Annotated in this window: 17 protein-coding genes; 10 read left to right on the top strand and 7 right to left on the bottom strand. The window is 45.2% G+C overall.

Annotated elements, in window-relative coordinates; translation table 11 throughout:
• The first annotated feature begins 271 nt into the window (after positions 1–271).
• The gene (locus tag EOO49_RS02385; RefSeq protein ID WP_290842362.1) at positions 272–982 is read left to right on the top strand and encodes a redoxin domain-containing protein; all 711 of its coding nucleotides are present in this window, start codon (positions 272–274) and stop codon (positions 980–982) included.
• A 579-nt stretch (positions 983–1,561) separates the two neighbouring features.
• Here EOO49_RS02385 and EOO49_RS02380 read toward each other — a convergent pair.
• From EOO49_RS02380 to EOO49_RS02370, 3 genes are read right to left on the bottom strand one after another with little or no spacing between them, the layout of a single operon-like run.
• Complete coding sequence (locus EOO49_RS02380; RefSeq protein ID WP_290842360.1) at positions 1,562–2,392, bottom strand: sulfite exporter TauE/SafE family protein; 831 nt, start codon at positions 2,390–2,392, stop codon at positions 1,562–1,564.
• Between the two features lie 47 nt (positions 2,393–2,439).
• Positions 2,440–3,333 carry a lytic transglycosylase domain-containing protein gene (locus tag EOO49_RS02375; RefSeq protein WP_290842358.1) on the bottom strand — a complete coding sequence of 298 codons (894 nt, stop codon included), beginning with the start codon at positions 3,331–3,333 and terminating at the stop codon, positions 2,440–2,442.
• A 33-nt stretch (positions 3,334–3,366) separates the two neighbouring features.
• On the bottom strand, positions 3,367–4,041 hold the full coding sequence (locus EOO49_RS02370; protein ID WP_290842356.1) for an alpha/beta hydrolase: 675 nt from the start codon (positions 4,039–4,041) through the stop codon (positions 3,367–3,369).
• Between the two features lie 275 nt (positions 4,042–4,316).
• On the opposite strand from EOO49_RS02370, the gene EOO49_RS02365 reads away from it, so the two are divergent.
• On the top strand, positions 4,317–4,601 hold the full coding sequence (locus tag EOO49_RS02365) for an N-acetyltransferase (RefSeq protein WP_290842354.1): 285 nt from the start codon (positions 4,317–4,319) through the stop codon (positions 4,599–4,601).
• Positions 4,602–4,639: 38 nt separating this feature from the next.
• Here the strand turns inward: EOO49_RS02365 and EOO49_RS02360 are convergent, their stop codons facing one another.
• Complete coding sequence (locus EOO49_RS02360; RefSeq protein WP_290842352.1) at positions 4,640–5,389, bottom strand: T9SS type A sorting domain-containing protein; 750 nt, start codon at positions 5,387–5,389, stop codon at positions 4,640–4,642.
• A 54-nt stretch (positions 5,390–5,443) separates the two neighbouring features.
• Here EOO49_RS02360 and EOO49_RS02355 point away from each other — a divergent pair, with 54 nt between their 5' ends.
• The gene (locus tag EOO49_RS02355; protein ID WP_290842351.1) at positions 5,444–5,785 is read left to right on the top strand and encodes a hypothetical protein; all 342 of its coding nucleotides are present in this window, start codon (positions 5,444–5,446) and stop codon (positions 5,783–5,785) included.
• A gap of 1,437 nt (positions 5,786–7,222) precedes the next feature.
• Here the strand turns inward: EOO49_RS02355 and mtaB are convergent.
• A complete protein-coding gene (mtaB, locus tag EOO49_RS02350) occupies positions 7,223–8,548 on the bottom strand; it encodes a tRNA (N(6)-L-threonylcarbamoyladenosine(37)-C(2))-methylthiotransferase MtaB (protein ID WP_290842349.1) in 1,326 nt (441 codons plus the stop codon).
• Between the two features lie 293 nt (positions 8,549–8,841).
• Here mtaB and EOO49_RS02345 point away from each other — a divergent pair, with 293 nt between their 5' ends.
• The 3 genes from EOO49_RS02345 to EOO49_RS02335 all read left to right on the top strand — a co-directional run bounded on the left by EOO49_RS02345 (position 8,842) and on the right by EOO49_RS02335 (position 10,262).
• Entirely contained in the window at positions 8,842–9,258 is a 417-nt protein-coding gene (locus EOO49_RS02345; protein ID WP_290842348.1) for a PepSY-like domain-containing protein, read from the top strand.
• Positions 9,259–9,332: 74 nt separating this feature from the next.
• Complete coding sequence (locus EOO49_RS02340) at positions 9,333–9,749, top strand: PepSY-like domain-containing protein (RefSeq protein WP_290842346.1); 417 nt, start codon at positions 9,333–9,335, stop codon at positions 9,747–9,749.
• 78 nt (positions 9,750–9,827) lie between these two features.
• Positions 9,828–10,262 (top strand): PepSY-like domain-containing protein, encoded by a 435-nt coding sequence (locus tag EOO49_RS02335; protein ID WP_290842345.1) that lies wholly within the window; start codon positions 9,828–9,830, stop codon positions 10,260–10,262.
• A gap of 102 nt (positions 10,263–10,364) precedes the next feature.
• On the opposite strand, the gene EOO49_RS02330 is transcribed toward EOO49_RS02335, so the two are convergent.
• Both EOO49_RS02330 and EOO49_RS02325 read right to left on the bottom strand, forming a co-directional pair.
• Positions 10,365–11,540 carry a GlmU family protein gene (locus EOO49_RS02330; RefSeq protein ID WP_290842344.1) on the bottom strand — a complete coding sequence of 392 codons (1,176 nt, stop codon included), beginning with the start codon at positions 11,538–11,540 and terminating at the stop codon, positions 10,365–10,367.
• Between the two features lie 242 nt (positions 11,541–11,782).
• Positions 11,783–12,034 carry a type B 50S ribosomal protein L31 gene (locus EOO49_RS02325; protein WP_290842342.1) on the bottom strand — a complete coding sequence of 84 codons (252 nt, stop codon included), beginning with the start codon at positions 12,032–12,034 and terminating at the stop codon, positions 11,783–11,785.
• Between the two features lie 215 nt (positions 12,035–12,249).
• Here EOO49_RS02325 and EOO49_RS02320 point away from each other — a divergent pair, with 215 nt between their 5' ends.
• The 4 genes from EOO49_RS02320 (at position 12,250) to EOO49_RS02305 (ending at position 17,622) form a co-directional block, all read left to right on the top strand.
• Complete coding sequence (locus EOO49_RS02320) at positions 12,250–12,771, top strand: DUF4199 domain-containing protein (protein WP_290842340.1); 522 nt, start codon at positions 12,250–12,252, stop codon at positions 12,769–12,771.
• Positions 12,772–13,728, top strand: a complete 957-nt coding sequence (locus tag EOO49_RS02315) for a glycosyltransferase family 2 protein (RefSeq protein WP_290842338.1) — start codon at positions 12,772–12,774, stop codon at positions 13,726–13,728. It begins immediately after the preceding gene.
• Between the two features lie 340 nt (positions 13,729–14,068).
• Positions 14,069–15,796 carry a phospho-sugar mutase gene (locus tag EOO49_RS02310; RefSeq protein ID WP_290842336.1) on the top strand — a complete coding sequence of 576 codons (1,728 nt, stop codon included), beginning with the start codon at positions 14,069–14,071 and terminating at the stop codon, positions 15,794–15,796.
• The gene (locus EOO49_RS02305) at positions 15,796–17,622 is read left to right on the top strand and encodes an ABC transporter ATP-binding protein (RefSeq protein ID WP_290842334.1); all 1,827 of its coding nucleotides are present in this window, start codon (positions 15,796–15,798) and stop codon (positions 17,620–17,622) included. The genes EOO49_RS02310 and EOO49_RS02305 overlap by 1 nt, the downstream gene beginning before the upstream one ends.
• Positions 17,623–17,626 lie beyond the last annotated feature (4 nt).

Genomic DNA, 17,626 nt, shown 5'->3' with positions numbered 1-17,626 from the left:
AAAACAGTGACAGGGTTTAAAACCCTGACAGGGTGTACGTTTTTCGTAGCAAAAAGTAAGAAAAACCGTCCATTTCCAACAAATTTACTATTCACAAATACAGAACTCCAAAACAAAACATCCAAAAAGCTAACCAACAACTCCAAATCAAAAGACATAACAACTTGAAATCCAACAAACAAAACTGTAACAAAACTTTTACACGCAAAATCAACTTTTGTTAACGACTTTCGTTAAATTTGAGTAGTGTTAATCTATAAAATTGGGGTTTATGAGATTAATTTTACTTTCTTTCCTTATCGGATTCGTGTCTCAACCGGCTCACAGCCAAGACAAACAGGAGAAAACTGTACTCTTTTCGGACGCGATCAAAACGAACATAAAAAAGTACAACAAAGAATCAGATTTGGTGTACGAAAGCGGCGACATCGGAAAAGGCCAATCGCTTTTCGACTCATTGGTGCAAAACCACTTGGTAGGCTCGAAATTTGACGATTACACTTTCAAGAGCGTCAACAGCAAAAAGGTCAAACTCAGCAACATCAAGATGCCGACGTTCATCATCACTTATTCGGCGTGGTGCGTGATTAATAAAGGCGAGGTCGCGGCACTGAACAAACTGGCGCGCCAATACAACGATTCGATACAGTTCATTGTCGTGTTTTGGGATACGAAACAGAACATGAAAAAAGTCGGACGCCAATTCAACGGAAAAATCAGGGTTTGCTACGCGAACGAATCGTACAGAAACGACGCGAGAACAGTCGCCACGCTAAAACACACCTTGGGTTTCCCGACGTCGTATTTCCTCAACGAAAATCTCGAAGTAGTCGACATCAAACGCGGTGGCATCGCGATTCCGCCAAGAACGCCGACCAAAAAAGCGATAGCGATGAACTACGACCTGTTCAACGAAAGATTGGTTTCTTTCCTTGAGAAAAAGAATCAGGTGCGAACATTGGCCGAAGTGAACCAGGATTGAAAAACGTTTTCGCCATCCAAGTCAAGAAACAGATAAATACATCAGAAACTACAAAGCCGATGTGATCTGTCGGCTTTTGCGTTTATTGAAATATCGCTTCCGCGGACGACTTAGCTTCTCTTAATTCCCTACTGTTTTAGAATTAACTCTTTTGTCCAGCAGTAAGATTTGTGCATCAAACCTTGATGAACGACCTTAATGGTTCAAAATCAAAACGAAAATTAACTTTGTTGTTCAGCAGTAAGATTCTTTCGATCAGACCTTAATGAACTTAATGGCCTTAATGGTTCAAAATCCAAACGCAAATTAACTTTGTTATTCAGCAGTAAGATTCTTTTGATTCAAACCTTAATGAACTTAATGGCCTTAATGGTTCAAAATCAAAACGCAAATTAACTTTGTTATTCAGCAGTAAGATTCTTTTGATTCAAACCTTAATGAACTTAATGACCTTAATGGTTCAAAATCAAAACGCCAATTAACTTTGTTGTTCAGCAGTAAGATTCTTTTGATTCAAGCCTTAATGAACTTAATGGCCTTAATGGTTCAAAATCAAAACGCAAACTAATTTTGTTGAGATTAATTCGCGCCACCAACCAAAATCCGTATACCGACCAAGACCAAACAAGCCGCCAGCGACCGAATAATTGCCTTCCCGTGAATCTTCTGAGACAAAAATGCCCCAATCTGCGCGCCTGGAATGATCCCGATCACCAACCACAGGATCAAGTGCTGCACTTCGGGTGGAGCGTAACTTCCGTCGGCAAAATGAATGATCACGGTAATCGAAGCCATGATCGCGAGGATAAAATGTGATGTCGCCGTAGCGATGTGAACCGGAAAACGCAGCCATTCGACCATCGCCGGAACGTGGATAATTCCGCCGCCGATTCCCAAAATTGGAGAAAGATAGCCGACGATCACACTCAAAAAAGTACCTTTTCGCCAGTCGTAACTGTATTCGTAAACCTCGCCCGAGCGATCGACAAGCCGTTGATGCGTCCAACCTTTGCGTTCGAGCACGACTTTGCTCTGCGGTTTGGCCTTTCCGCCTTTTACGAACAAGAAAATCGCGAGGGCGATCAAAATCACGCTGAACGCGATATCGAACGTGCCTTTCGGAAGCGACTTCGAAGTCATCACACCAAAATAAGTAAGCGGAATCGTGCAAATCGCAAAAATGATTCCGGCCCTATAATCGACGCGTTTGTTGTACATGTAAGCCGACGTGCCCGAGATAGAGTTCGCCGCAACAACCGCCATGGAAATCGCAGTCACCGTTCCCGGATCGAGTTCCGGATGAAAAATCAGCAACATCGGCACGATAATAAAACCGCCACCGGCACCAATCAGCGTTCCGACGGTGCCCGTGAGCAAGCCCAAAAGCAATAAAATGTAAAATTGATCCATTCCCCAAAAATAAGGATTTCAAAAGGAATGGCTTTCGCCGATTTCGATCAATAACCGCTCGTAGGAATATCGAGCACGTATTTCTTGCGCGCCAGATTCGTGAGTTTCCTGTCGCGCAACCAAGGATTGTGGATCTTGAGGATTTTGTAGTTGATACCTTGCGAATTGGCAAAAGTCGCCAGATCATTGATCGTGGAATCGACCTCGACCTTTCGAACCGGAAGCAACGGATAAGTCTCTTCGGGCGCGACCGTAAAGCCATAAAGCGCCGGATTTTTCATGATTTCCTTGAGCGCCAAAATCCGGAAAACGTAACGCGCGGTTTCTTCGGTGAGCAGCAAATCGTAATAATTGCCCATTTTCTGGAATTCGATCTGTTTGTTCACGCCGGCGACTCCGCCGTTGTAAGAAGCCGCCGCCAAAGTCCAGCTTCCCAATCTCGCCTTGGAATCGAGCAGATATCGGCATGCCGCCTCGGTCGATTTTTCAAGGTGATAGCGTTCGTCTACGATGTCGTTCACTTCCATGCCTTTTTCTTTGGCAGTCGCAGGCATGAATTGCCAAACGCCGCGAGCTCCGGCCGGAGATACCACGTTCACGAGTCCGCTTTCGATTACTGCGAGGTATTTGAAATCGTCAGGCACGCCGTTTTTGGCCAAAATCGGTTCGATTACGGGAAATGCTCTTGCCGCTCGTTTCAAGATCAGCAATGTCGTGGCGTCGAGGTTGGCGTTCACAAGCAATTCACGGTCGAAACGTTCGCGCACATCTGAAATTTGCAACGGAACCTGTTCTCCGCAAAAATCGGCTTGCGTCGGAAAATAATTAGCCGAACCTTCCCTGAGGATTTTCTTTTTGGTATCGGTCGAAACGCCGTAAATGAGAAAACTGCTTGCCACAACTGCCGCCGCAACGAACGTATATTTTTGGATCAATTTCATATTGTCGATTTTGAGTGAAGTAAAACTACGGATTCACGGTTGCGAGTCCGAACTTTTTATGATTTTGGGTAGATTTTCGTTTAGCCATTTGTACTTGTTCAGGATCATGATGTGCGTGCCGCCTTTCACGGTAATGAACGGAGTCGTGATGTATTTTGGCGGAAAAACCTCATCGGAATCACCGTGGATGTGGATCACGTTGCCATCCGGCTCGCTTCTGTCCCAACAGATGATCTTTTCCAACGCCCAATCGAGGTAAATCTTGTCTCTCATGGCGAGAAATTTTTCGTAAAGTTTGAATCGCTGACGGAATTTTCCGCCAAAAGGCAACCTTTCCAGCTTCTCGAAATTCTCGGCCAAGTGCGTCGGAAAAATTTTGTAGAGTTTGGTATACCGCGCCATTCGCATCCTTTTCGGGAATTGTCTGTTGCATTTGACAGATGAGATGATGATGACTTTTTCGGCATCAACGAACTGCGCCATTTCCTGCACTAGCACGCCACCAAACGAAACTCCGATCAAAACAGGTTTTTCGGCTTTGATGTTTTTGGCAATCCTTTTGGCGTAATCCGACAACGTTTCCAGCGGAAGCGGCAAGGTCCATTCGAGCATATGCACTTCGAATTCTTCCTCGGGCAACGCGATCCTCTCGAAGATTTCAGGGCTCGCGGCCAATCCGGGCATAAAATAAACGGGAATTTTCCTCATAATGTTTAACGGATTACTAACAGCGTTAAACTGATAAAATCGCGAGATTTGTAAAAATAACGGTTTTGCCCAAACAGACTCTGACGCAAAAACAATTTGTCAAGAAATTATGACTGCAAAACAGTTTCCTGTGAAAAGACGCAGCTAGGCTGACCTCGATTGGTTTCAAGCCTATACTTTGTTTTCGGGAAACCGTTTCGATTAGATCACCAACCTGAACGCAATTCGCTATTGGCCACCAATGCGGACCCCGCGACACCAATGCAATTTTGACTATGGAAATAAAGGACAATACTTTTCAACGACAGTTCGAAGCATCGGACAGCGGAAAACTCGTAACCATCGAGTATTCAAACCAGGAACGCAAGATTTTCCTGACGCGTATCGTAACGCCGGAAGGTTTTGCGAACGAAGATTTCATAACCGAAATGCTCACCCAAATCCTGGACGGAGCGGTCGAGAAAAACATGAAGGTCGTGCCGACTTTCCCCAAGATCGCGGCCTTTTTCCGTAAAAATCCCAAGTACAAGGAATTGCTTCCGCCGGGAATCAAGATCTGACGCCATCAAAAACCGAACGCCCAATCAAGGGCGTTTTTTTATTGTTTGACGAATCGTATCGTTTGGGTTTTGGCCGATGACGTGATTTGCATCAGATAAATTCCGGAACTGAATCCGGAAACGTTCACTTCCGATGAAACCGATTGCTGTTTGAGCTTTCGTCCGTGAAGGTCAAAAATGGCCACCGCGGCTTTTTCGTCCGCTCCGACGATCGACACCAATGACGACGCCGGATTCGGAAACAATCGGATCTCATTTTTGGAAAAATCATCGGCTTTCAACTCAAACGGATCGGTATAATCCGGAATCGAATCTGCGTCCGAATCGTCGTTTTCCAGAATTCCGTCCCCGTTCAGATCTTCATCGGCATTCAGGATTCCGTCTGCGTCCATATCTGCGCCCGGATCGATTGCCCTAACGAGAAAACAACTGTGATAACCCAGACTTTCGTAATAAACTGACGGGACGTACTGCGGTGCCGGCCCAAGATACGTGTACTGGATTTCGGTGGTTTGCTCGCCCGCGATCACGGTTGTCCACATCCCGGTGACATATCCGTCATAGTCCCAAGCGGTCAGGTCCATTTGGTAATTCGCCTCTAAATCGTATTGGATGTGTTCGGAAATCATCGGAATCGCATAGCTATGAACAAGGTAATCGGCGTCTATCGTCACGAAACCGTCGTTGTCGCCGTCGAGCACGCCATAACTGTAACAGCCCGGCGGATCGAGTTGGCAATAGCCCAAAAACGAAACCGACAGAAGACTCAGGAGTAATAATTTTCTCATATATTGCGTTTGTACAAAGCTACGTATTCCAATTTTCCACACAAGCCCAATCCCATGATATCAAACGAATTACGCGAACAGGTCGTTGAATTCTTCGAAAGTGTACAAAAATATTACGGCGACCTGACCGAGATTACCGAAGGTCTTTACTCGCACGGCGACACGTTCGACGCCAATCTCACCACGTGGAATTTGTCGGAATTTACGTTGATCCGATCGGCTTATCGCAACAATGGCGCACGGCTGATGATGGAAGGCGAGAAAATGTACTACGAGATTTCGGCCGAACGACTGGTCGATTTCAAGCATCCGGGAAGACACGTTTACGAGTTTGTGGAATTGTATGGCGTGAATGTTTATCGCATTACCAAGGTGCGGTTTCACTCGAAGTATTGAGGTTGGGGATTTTTTTGGTTTTTGGAATTGCTTTGGTTTTGGTGGAATTTGCTGGATTGGCTGGATTGAACTCTAGTTGCGGTTTGATTGAAGTTCGTTGATGAACCTGACAAAATTTCAACCGACACCACTCACCTCCATTTAAGATTTTCTACAGATTTTCTGTAAACCACATATCTCGAATCGCATTATCTTTCGGGCGGGTGGTGGTGGTAATTTTATCGAGTGGAAAATAAGATTTCTTGAGCCGTGACAGATTCAGACGACAAATTTGTCCGCAGATTTAATTCGAGTTTACCCAACGAACCTGATTAAACTTCGGTGACGGAATTGATCAGAATTCCATTGTGAACCTGACAAAGTTTCAACCGACACCCCTCACCTCCATTTAAGATTTTCTACAGATTTTCTGTAAAGCACATAATTCGAACCGCATTATCTTTCGGGCGGGTGGTGGTGGTAATTTTATCGAGAGAAAAGCCGATCCTTGAACTATGACTGCTTCAGTCGACCAAATTTGTTTGCAGATTTGATTCGAACTTACCTGAGGAACTTGGTTAAACTATAAGGACGGAATTGATCAGAATTCTATTTGTGAATCTGACAAAAATTCAACTGACACCACTCACCTACATTTAAGATTTTCTACAGATTTTCTTTAAAGCACATATATTGAATCGCACTACATTTCGGGCGGGTGGTGGTGGTATTTTTATCGAGTGGAAAATAGGTTTTTTTGAGCCGTGAACGATTCAGACGACAAATTTGTTCGCAGATTTAATTCGAGTTTACCGTACAAATTTGATTAAACTTCAGTAACGGAATTGGTTAGAATTCCACTGATGACCTGACAAAAGTTTCACCGACACCACTCACCTACATTTAAGATTTTCTACAGATTTTCTGTAAACCACATATCTCAAATCGAACTACATTTCGGGCGGGTGGTGGTGGTAATTTTATCTAGTGGAAAATAGGATTTTTTGAGCTGTGACAGATTCAGACGACAAATTTGTTCGCAGATTTAATTCGAGTTTATCGTGCGAACTCGATTAAACTTCAGTAACGGAATTGATTAGAATTCCATTGATGACCTGACGAAAGTTTCACCGACACAACTCACCTACATTTAAGATTTTCTACAGATTTTCTGTAAACCACATATCTCAATTCGAACTACCTTTCGGGCGGGTGGTGGTGGTAATTTTATCGAGTGGAAATAGGTTTTTTTTGAGCTGTGACAGACTCAGTCGACAAACAACTCCCGAAGCGGACGTCCTTTTTGCCAACACCGTCAATAAGGAGCAAAAACGCTTAATGTCCTTAATGAACTTAATGGTTCAAAAACGTAACCATCCAAAAATGAGTTCAAAAAAAAAGCCGACAATAAAGTCGGCATAAAATTTCTATGGTATCAAAATCTCCGGAATTCGCCGGTTACACCAAAACATTTGCGAACTCCATACGCACCAGACCATCATCGTCAATCTTGGTCAAAATGACTTCCTGTAATGTATTGGCAAACTCCGGATTCCAAGGCGCTTTCACCTTCACGTAATTTTCGGTAAACCCGTGAATGTAGCCTTCCCTATTTTCGTCCTCGAACAAAACCGTTCTCGTCGTCCCAATTTGCCCCTCATAAAACGCTCTTCGTTTTTTGACCGATAAACCGCGCAACATCTTACTGCGTTTTGCGCGAACGTTCGCCGGAACGACGCCTTCAAAATCAGCCGCTTCGGTATTATCCCTTTCGGAGTACGTGAAAACGTGCAAATAAGAAATGTCAAGCCCGTTCAAAAAATTGTAAGTGTCGAGAAAATGCTCGTCCGTTTCGCCAGGAAAACCAACGATGACATCGACGCCAATACAAGCATGCGGCATGACTTCCCGGATTTTAGAAACCCGATCAAAGTACAATTCGCGCAAATAACGACGCTTCATTTTCTTCAGGATGTCGTTGCTTCCGGATTGCAGCGGAATATGGAAATGCGGCACAAAGGTTCGCGACTTCGACACAAAATCGATGGTTTCGTTTTTCAACAGATTCGGCTCGATCGACGAAATCCTCAAACGTTCGATGCCTTCCACTTTATCCAGGTTTTGGACAAGTTCGAAAAAAGTATGCTCGTGGCGCTTGTTCCCAAACTCGCCTTTGCCGTAATCGCCAATGTTGACGCCGGTAAGCACGATTTCCTTGATGCCTTTTTGCGAGATTTCTTTCGCGTTTTGCAGCACGTTTTCCATGGTATCCGATCGCGAAATGCCTCTCGCCAACGGAATCGTGCAATAAGTGCATTTATAGTCGCATCCGTCCTGAACTTTCAAAAACGCTCGCGTGCGGTCGCCAATCGAGTAACTTCCGACGTAAAAATCGGCTTCGTGTATCTCGCAGGAATGCACCTCGCCCATATCATTCTTGGACAGATCGTTGATATAATCGGTAATCTTGAATTTTTCGGTCGCTCCCAAAACAAGATCGACGCCGTCAACCGACGCCAATTCCTCAGGTTTCAATTGCGCATAACAACCAACCGCCGCCACGAAAGCTTTATCGTTTAATTTCATCGCCTTCTTTACGACCTGCTTGAACTGCTTGTCGGCATTTTCTGTAACCGAACAAGTGTTGATCACATAAATGTCGGCCACGTCCTCAAATTCGACACGATCGAAGCCTTCGTCCTGAAAACTGCGTGCGATCGTCGAGGTTTCGGAAAAATTCAGCTTGCAGCCAAGCGTGTAAAATGCGACTTTCTTTCTTTCCATTTTGTAAAATTTGAATTCCCGGTTTTCCCGGAATCCGGTTGGGCGCGGTTTCGGAGAATCATCCGCAAATCCGCTTCCTGAAATAAGGGCGCAAAAATACGACAAAATTCCAAAGTTGGCATCCGTCCGAAACACAAATAAAATTCAACTTCCTAAAAATCAGGCGAACGAAATAAAATTATAATCGCAAATTCCAACTTCGAATGCAAAAAAGAACGTCGAATCGGCAACAAGTTATCAACAATCACAATTATTCACAGTCGCGAAAGTTATACTTACTTATCTTCGGAAATATGAGAAACCTGATTTTCATCCTGTTGGTTTGTGCAACATCGGCATTTGCCCAGAAAAAAAACATCCAACCGTCGCAGTTGCCGGAAGGCGCGCTAACGTTCATCGAGTCGAACTTCACCAGCGTGGCGCTTCACCACTGCATGAAATTCACAGAAGGCGACAACGTCCGTTTCAAGGCAGTACTCGCGGATGACACCGAAATCGATTTCACCGAAGACGGGAAATGGAAGGAAGTCGACGGGAAAATACACTCCGTGCAACCCACTTTTTTGGGACAGACGATAATCGCCTACATCAAACAGAATGCGCCCGGACAACGTTTGCTCAAAGCGACGAATTTGGGTAAAACCATAGACGTGACCTTGGTGAACGGACAAAAATTCACGTTCGATTCCCTAGGAAAGTTCCTAAAATGAACAATCGCCAAAACAATATTAAACTTCTCGGATTCCCCAAATCTGAATTGTAACTTGACTAAAAAGAAATGACTATGAAACGAATTTGCCTGCTATCGCTGCTTTGCTTTTGCTTTTTCGGACAAGCGCAATCGGCCAAGATTTCGGTTGCGGAACTTCCGACGGCCGCTAAAACTTTCCTAAACCAATACTACAAATATCGTCCCGTGGAATTCGTCCGAAAGAAAGATGAAACGGGAATTCCTTATGAGGTCAAGCTTGCCCAAGGCACACAGATCAAATTTTGCGACAATGGCGATTGGTGTCAGATAAACAACGGGAATTCATCTGTTCCAAAGGAATTGGTTCCGACCAATATCGCGACTTACATCAAGGAAAAATATCCGAAGAAACGCATTTGTTACATCGAAAAAGACGCCGATGGAATCGAGGTCAACCTCAACGGAAACATTTCGCTTGCATTCGATCCTGACGGAAAATTGGTGGATTGACGTCTTAAATCGATATTAAATAGATTGTCGACCAAAAAATGCGGTCGTAAATTAGGGTAAACTCTAAAACGACACGACATGAAAAACGCAATCTTCAGCCTGATTTTAGTCTTCGCGACGACTTTTGCGAGCGCTCAGGACAGCAAACTAAAAGTGACCGACCTTCCAAAAGAGGCCCAGAATTTCCTCGAGAAATACTTCAAGGGTGAAAAAATCGAGAAGGTCAAGAAAGAAGCCCAGATTGGCGAAAAAGGCTACGAAGTAAAACTCGCCAACGGAACCGAGATCGAATTCACGAATTCCGGTCATTGGCGCGAAGTCGACGGAAACGACGGCGCAATCCCGACGGGTTACATCTTGCCCGCAATCACAGACTACATTGCCAAAAACTATCCAGCCCAAAAAATCACGCACATCGACATCGGCCACAAGGAAATCGATGTCGACCTTTCGAACAACACCGACCTGAATTTTACCCAGGACGGAAAGTTCATCAAAGCAAAACAGAAATAATTTCGATCAAAGAAGCCAATTTCCTACGAGATAAATTGGCTAAAGATAACTTCGGAAAAACCACCGATAACAAAAAAGCCACCTGAATCCGGTGGCTTTTTTTTATTCTTTCCTATATTGTTTCGTCTCTTCGAAAATGTGTTCGAGAATCCTGGCTTCCTGTTCGTCAAAAACGAGATTTCGCCTCGACATTACGATTCTTGCGGTTTCAAAAGCTTTGTTGGTTAGATAAGTCGTGAATCCGGAAGCGCCGCCCCAACTGAAACTCGGGACGAAATTCCTTGGAAAACCAGATCCGAAGATGTTCGCGCTAACACCTACGACGGTTCCCGTGTTGAACATCGTGTTGATGCCGCATTTCGAGTGGTCGCCCATCATGAGTCCGCAAAATTGGAGTCCCGTTTTGGCAAATCCGTTTTTCTCGTAACTCCAGAGTTTCACTTCCTCATAATTGTTCTTGAGGTTGGAATTGTTCGTGTCGGCGCCAAGATTGCACCATTCGCCAAGTACCGAATTTCCCAAAAACCCATCGTGCCCTTTGTTCGAATATCCGAAAAGCACCGAATTGGAAACCTCGCCACCGATTCTCGAATGCGGGCCAACCGTGGTCGCACCGTAAACTTTGGTTGCGAGTTTGACTTGTCCGCCTTCGCACAAAGCAAACGGTCCGCGGATCACCGAATTTTCCATGATCTCGGAATTTTTACCGATGTAAATCGGTCCGGTCGATGCGTTCAAAGTCACGAATTCCAGCTTCGCGCCGTCTTCAATGAAGATATTTTCGGCACCGATCACATTGCAGCTCGACGGAATCGGTTGCGACTTTCTGTCCTCTGTAAGCAACTCGAAATCTTCTCTCAAAGCCGCGTCATTCTTGGCGAAAATGTCCCAAGGATTTGATACGACAATGCAATCGTCGTCGAATTCGATGATTTCATAAGCGTCAAAATCAACTTCTTCCTGAGTGTCTTGCGTGTAAAAGGCGATGATTTCACCGTTTTTCGCGATCGCCTGTTTGGGCTCAAGACTTTTCACCATTTCGGCCAAAATCTCGTTCGGGCAATATGAGGCGTAAATCATCACGTTTTCTTCCATTTCGACCATCGGAAACTTATCCGAAAGATATTCTTCGGTAAGGGTCGTCGTCGTATTTCCAAGGTATTTCTCCCATTTTTCGCGAATGGTCAGGATTCCGATGCGAATATCGGCCACCGGACGCGTGAAGGTGAAGGGAAGAAGTGCGTTACGGACCGAGCCGTCGAATAATATGTAGTTCATTTTGAAATTTTCAGGTTGGCGGATTTGCAGATTTTCAAACCTGTGATTTCGCACGGTCGAAAATCCATCCCGAAAGTACGAAGTTCTGCGTTAACCGAAAGCCAAAAAGTCGTTATCGGTTCATTTTGATCCGGCTTTCTGAAAATCCGGGAATCTTTCAATTCCGAAAATCCAGGAAACAAAAAAGCCCTCCGTTTCGGGAAGGCTCTTCGTAATTTTGAACACTACTTTGCGATTGGCAATTACTTGCTGAATTTCGCGTATTTGTTTTTGAACTTGTCGATACGACCTGCCGTGTCGATAAGTTTCGATTTACCAGTGTAAAAAGGGTGAGACGTACGAGATATCTCCATTTTCACCACAGGATATTCTACTCCTTCGTGCGTGATTGTCTCTTTTGTATCTGCAGTTGACTTGGTGATGAAAACCTCGTCGTTAGACATGTCCTTGAAAGCGACAAGTCTGTAAGAATCTGGGTGAACTCCTTTTTTCATGGTGTATCTTTTTAATGAACCGCTTTCGACCTGAAGCTTCTTCGAGAAGGTATGGCTTACGACAGTTTTTGGGTTTACTGTTTAATTTTGAGTGCGCAAATGTACGATTATTTTTTAATAACCAAATTCTTTCTCGATTTTTCTGCCCATATATTTTCAGGAAATCGTGAACGCTTAATTCCTATATTTGTTAACCAAAATAAACAACAAAGATAATGAACCCAATCATCAAGAAAAACGGACTGACTTTCGGAATTATTCTAGCGGTAATCGGCGTTTTGACCACGACAATCACCTATGTCACACAACTTTTCACCGCTTGGTGGATCACGCTTATAGTTTTTGTTGTTTCAATAGCCGTCTACTGCATTATGCTTTCGCGGACGAAAAAAGAACTCGGAGGCATCACTTTCAAGGAGGCTTTCACGACTTATTTCATCGCGGCATCGATCGCTGTGCTGGTTGGAACGCTTTTCAACATCACACTATACAATTTTGTAGATCCGGGCGCTCAGGAAATCGTGAAAGAACAATCGATCAAGGCCACGGTAAGTTTTATGAAAAACATGGGAACGCCGACTTCCCAAATCAACGACGCGGTCGAAAGACTCGAAAATGACAATCCGCTATCGATCGGCAAGCAGCTTTTTGGCGGAGTCGTCGGGCTTGCCGTAAGTTGTGTCATCGGATTGATCCTCGCGGCCATTTTCAAAAATCGCCAGACCTACCAAGACTAAATGAACCTATCTATCGTAATTCCTCTTCTCAACGAAGAAGAGTCGCTTCACGAACTTCACAATTGGATCGTGTCCGTGATGGACAAGAACCACTATTCGTATGAAATTTTGTTCATCGACGACGGAAGTTCCGACAATTCCTGGCAAATCATAGAAACGCTTTCGCACGACAATCCGAATGTGAAAGGTATCCGATTCATGAAAAACTTCGGAAAATCCCAAGCCTTGCACGCCGGATTCGCTGCAGCCAAAGGCGATGTCGTGATCACGATGGACGCCGATCTTCAGGACGATCCAGAAGAAATCCCGGAATTGTATTCGATGATCGCCAACGACAAATTCGACCTGGTTTCGGGTTGGAAGAAAAAGCGCTACGACAATGTCGTGATGAAAAACCTTCCGTCGAAACTGTTCAATTGGGCGGCCCGCATGACCTCTGGCGTGAAATTGCACGATTTTAACTGCGGATTGAAATCCTACGACAACCGCGTGGTGAAAAACGTGGAAGTTTCGGGTGAAATGCATAGATATATTCCCGTTTTGGCTAAAAACGCCGGTTTCAGGAAAATTGGGGAAAAAGTCGTAAAACACAGAGCCCGCAAATATGGCGAAACCAAATTCGGGATGAACCGCTTCATAAACGGTTTTCTGGATCTGATAACCATCTGGTTCCTGTCGCGTTTTGGAAAAAGTCCGATGCATTTGTTTGGAGCTTTGGGCTCGTTCATGTTCATCATCGGATTCTTGTCGGCCGGATATATCGGGATCGCTAAATTGGTGCGCCTTTACGACCACGAACCGACGATTCTCGTGACGCAAAATCCTTGGTTTTACATTTCGCTGGCCACGATGGTCATAGGAACGCAATTGTTCCTCGCCGGATTTTTGGGTGAAATCATCTTGCGCGCCAAAAGCAGCAACGATCGATATAAGGTTTCGGATACTATTAATCTTTAAATCGTTTTTTGGCCGCAAGACAATAATTTCATCCCTAGGGATCGAGGTAAAATTCGCGAATTCGCGGTTTGAAAATTGGCATAATAATTATGAGGCGTTTTTTTTTAACCGCGAATTCGCGAATTTTCGCAGTTGATGTAAAGATGATAACGGCCATTATTTTTTTTACGGAGATTTAATTTATAAACGCCTTAACAACCTGAAACCCGAATTTTAAGGACATTTGAAGTTCGGAACACAAAAGCCCTAGCCCGGATAGCAGCGGCATCCTTTTGCAGCGTTCTTAAGCGCAAAAGATACAGCGGATAGCCGGAAAAAGCTTCTAAAAAACAAAAACAAGATGCACATTGAACAACCTATACTCGATCGCGTAAACGAATGGCTCACGCCAAATTTTGACGAACAGACGCGACGTGAAATCGAAGAAATGATGACCTCGAGCCCAAAAGAACTCGAGGAAAGTTTTTACAAGAATCTTGAGTTCGGAACGGGCGGAATGCGCGGCGTGATGGGCGTTGGGACGAATCGCATCAACAAATATACCTTAGGGAAAAACACTCAGGGACTTTCTGATTACCTGCACAAATCGTTCCCGAACAAGGACATCAAAGTCGCGATCGCTTACGATTGCCGCAACAATTCGAACACTTTGGCAAAGGTCGTGGCCGATGTTTTTTCGGCTAACGGAATCCACGTCTACCTGTTTTCAGACCTGCGCCCAACTCCGGAATTGTCGTTTGCTTTGAAATACCTGAAATGCCAATGCGGAATCGTGTTGACGGCATCGCACAATCCGCCGGAATACAACGGTTACAAAGTATATTGGGAAGACGGCGGACAGCTCGTTCCGCCACAGGACAAGGAAATCATCGACCTGATCGAAAGCCTTTCCTATGACAATATCAAATTCACGCCAAACGAAAAGCTGATCACGATGATCGACAAGGACGTCGACGCGGCTTTCGTGGCTTCGACGGTCGAGAACGCGAGTTTCAACACGCCACAAGCGGCCAAAGACCAACTCAATATTGTTTACACTTCGCTTCACGGAACGTCGATCAAGGCAATTCCTCCAACTTTGGAAAAAGCGGGTTACAAAAACGTACATATCGTACCGGAACAGGCAGAACCGAACGGGAATTTCCCAACGGTAAAATCTCCGAATCCAGAAGAACCGGAAGCACTTTCGATGGCGGTCGCATTGGCCGAAAAGCTTGGAGCCGATATCGTGATAGGAACCGATCCGGATGCGGACAGACTAGGCATTGCCGTTCGCGACAACGACAACAAATTGGTGTTGCTCAACGGAAACCAGACGATGGTTTTGATGACACATTTCCTTTTGGACCAATGGAAGAAAAAAGGGAAATTGAACGGAAAACAGTTCATTGGCTCGACAATCGTTTCCACGCCGATGATGCACGAACTCGCCGACGCTTACGGAGTCGAGCTCAAAGTCGGCTTGACCGGATTCAAATGGATCGCCAAGATGATCAAGGATTTCCCGAATCAGGAATTCATTGGCGGTGGCGAGGAAAGTTTCGGCTTTATGGTTGGCGACAAGGTGCGCGATAAAGATGCGATTGGCGCGACATTGCTGATTTGCGAAGTCGCCGCTCAGGCCAAGGCCAAAGGAAGTTCGGTTTACCGGGAATTGCAGAAATTATATGTGGATTATGGATTCTACAAGGAATATTTGGTTTCACTGACCAAAAAAGGCATAGAAGGCGCGAACGAGATCAAGCAGATGATGATCGACCAACGTGAAAACCCGATTCGCGAACTCGACGGACAGCGCGTGGTTTGCGTCGAAGATTACCAATCGTCCATTTCCAAAAATTTGATGGATGACACCGAAGAACCGATCTCGATCCCAAAATCTGACGTACTTATCTATTACACCGAAGACGGATCTAAAATCGCGGCCAGACCAAGCGGCACCGAGCCAAAAATCAAGTTTTACTTTAGCGTGAAGACCGAGATCGATTCGGTTGACGATATCCCGGCCGCCGAAAAAGCGCTGGATCAAAAGATCAAGAATATCGTTCGCGACCTTAACATCGATTGATGAGCAGTTTAAAGAAAATCATTCCTTTTGCCAAGCCGTACAAAAAGTACGCTTACCTGAATATCTTTTTCAACGTGCTTTATGCGTTGTTCAGCACTTTGTCGTTCATCGCTTTGATGCCGATGCTGGACGTATTGTTCGGCAAAACCAAAAAAGTCTACGCCGAACCGGTTTACACGGGAATTGACGACATCAAGGATTACGGATCGACACTATTAAATTTCCACATCACGAGGTTTACCGACAGTCACGACATCGGAACGACGCTCGCGATACTTGTCTGTGTGATCATCGCCTTGTTTTTGCTCAAGAATTTGTGCGATTACCTCGCGATGTTTTTCGTGACCTTTCTAAAAAACGGCGTTCTTCGCGATTTGCGGACGGCGATGTATGACAAAATCCTGCAACTTCCAATCGCTTTCTTCTCGGAAAAACGCAAAGGCGACACGATTGCGAGGATTTCGAACGACGTAAATGAAGTCCAGAATTCGATGTTGGCCATTCTCGAACTTATCGTAAAAGAACCGCTGACGATTGTTTTCACGATCATTTCGATGTTCGTCATCAGCGTGAAACTGACGACATTCGTGTTTATTTTTATTCCGATTTCGGGCTATATCATTTCGCTTGTCGGAAAAACGCTCAAGAAAAAATCGTCGAACGCCCAAAAGGAACAAGGCGTTTTCCTTTCCACTTTGGAAGAAACCCTTGGCGGACTCAAAGTCGTGAAATCGTACAATGCCGAAAAACACTTCGGAGACGCATTCCGCAAATCGACCGACCGTTTTTTCAGGCTGTCGAACAGCATCGGAAACAGGCAAAACCTCGCCTCGCCTCTGAGCGAATTCATGGGAATTGCAGTGATCGCGTTCCTGTTGATCTACGGCGGACAAATGGTCTTGATAGACAAGACTTTGGCCGCGAGTTCGTTCATCACTTACATGGGCTTGGCTTACAACATCCTGACGCCGGCAAAAGCGATTTCCAAAGCTTCTTATGGCGTAAAACGCGGAGCCGCCGCAGCCGATCGCGTACTGGAAATCCTGCACGAACACAATCCGATTACTACCAAAACCGGTGCGATCCACAAGGAAACGCTCGAATCCGGGATCGTTTTGCAAAACATCACTTTCGGCTATCTCGAAGATAAGGTCTTGCGCGACTTTTCGCTCACGGTCAAAAAAGGCGAAACGGTCGCTTTGGTAGGACAATCGGGCAGCGGAAAGAGTACGATCGCGAATTTGCTGACGCGTTTTTACGATGTCGACGCAGGGGAAATCCTTGTGGACGGAACAGATATCCGCGACCTTGACATGCAATCGCTTCGAGGCCTTATCGGACTTGTCACGCAAGATTCGATCCTGTTCAACGACACGATCAAATCGAACGTTTCGCTTGGCCGTCCGAATGCTACTGACCAAGAAGTCATCGAAGCGCTCAAAGTCGCCAACGCCTATGAATTCGTGAAAGATTTGCCTGACGGAATTTTCACGAATATCGGTGACGCCGGAAACAAATTGTCGGGCGGACAAAAACAGCGTTTGAGCATTGCGCGCGCCGTTCTCAAAAATCCGCCGATCATGATTCTCGACGAGGCGACTTCGGCACTCGATACGGAAAGCGAGCGTTTGGTGCAACAAGCTTTGGAAAACATGATGCAGAATCGCACTTCGGTCGTGATTGCGCACCGGCTTTCGACAATCCAAAAAGCCGACAGAATCGTTGTGATGCAAAAAGGAAAAATCATGGAACAAGGCACGCACGACGAACTTATCGCCAGAGACGGCACTTACAAGAAGCTCGTCAACATGCAATCATTCGAATAACCTG

Origin of the sequence: Flavobacterium sp. (assembly GCF_004295795.1) — a bacterium.
Taxonomy (GTDB): Bacteria; Bacteroidota; Bacteroidia; order Flavobacteriales; family Flavobacteriaceae; genus Flavobacterium.
The sequence above is the reverse complement of the archived record's forward strand: the minus strand, read 5'-3'. Positions and strand labels throughout refer to the sequence as shown.